Raw genomic sequence first — 1,106 nt, 5'->3', positions numbered from 1 at the left:
CACTTGCGTTGTTGGGCACTCAGTCTCAGCAATAAAAATTATTAAATGCAGTTAGGTTTTTCCGTGTTAAATCAAAATAATGACCCTTTTAATGCTTTTGAAGCAAAAACAGAAGCTCAAAAATTATCTTTTGCCCCTATCGTTTTCCATACCGCGAGAACGCTCAGAGATTTGGGTATATTAGCGGCGCTCGATAGCGCTGGTTCAAAAGGCATGAGCGCCATTGATATCGCCGAAAAAACAGGCGTGTCAGAATATGGTGTCAAAGTGCTGCTAGACATGGCGATAAGTGCGCACATTGTTTTGTGGGAAAAACCTAACTACTCACTGGCCAACCTCGGGTTCTACTTGTTGTACGATGGCATGACCCAAGCAAACATGGATTTCACGGCCGACGTTTGTTATGCCGCGATGATGCACTTGACTGAAGCAATCAAAGACGGCAAACCTGCTGGATTGAAAGAGCTGGGCGATTGGGAAACCATCTATCAAGGATTGTCGACATTACCTGAGCAAGCTAAGCAGAGCTGGTTTAAGTTTGATCACTTCTATTCGGATCGTTCTTTCCCATTGCTGCTTAAAGAAGTGTTTGCCAATGAGCCAAAACATATTGTCGATATCGGTGGCAATACGGGTAAATGGGCAATGCAGTGCTGCAACTACGATAAAGATGTGCATGTGACCATTGTTGATTTGCCGCAGCAATTGGAAGTCGCGATGTCGAACGTGGCAGAGAATCAGCTCAGCGAGCGCGTGCATCCCTATCCTGCCAATATGCTTGATAAGGCCCAAACATTGCCTGATCATGCCGATATTTGGTGGATGAGCCAGTTCTTAGATTGTTTCTCTCCAATTGAAATTTTAAATATTTTGAAGAAAGTGAAGGCGCAGTTGAGCGCGGGCGATACCGTTTACGTTCTCGAACTGTTTTGGGATGCGCAGAAATATGCGGGTGCGTCATACAGCTTAAATGCCACCTCGCTTTACTTTACCTGCCTAGCCAATGGTAATAGCCGTTTCTACCGTAGTGATGATTTCCTAGAAATTGTTGAAGCAGCAGGTCTCTCTGTTGTGGAAAGAACGGACAACATTGGCCTCGGACATAC

1 protein-coding gene is annotated in these 1,106 nt (G+C 45.0%); it reads left to right on the top strand.

From position 1 onward, the window contains the following. Positions 1–45: 45 nt before the first annotated feature. Positions 46–1,106, top strand: a 1,061-nt coding sequence (locus tag R7Z78_RS24695) for a methyltransferase (protein WP_169643761.1), incomplete at its 3' end; no start/stop codon positions are given.

This window comes from Vibrio sp. 1167 (assembly GCF_033340375.1).
Lineage (GTDB): Bacteria > Pseudomonadota > Gammaproteobacteria > Enterobacterales > Vibrionaceae > Vibrio > Vibrio alginolyticus.
Note: the sequence above shows the minus strand (reverse complement) of the source record. Positions and strands in the feature narration are given on the sequence as shown.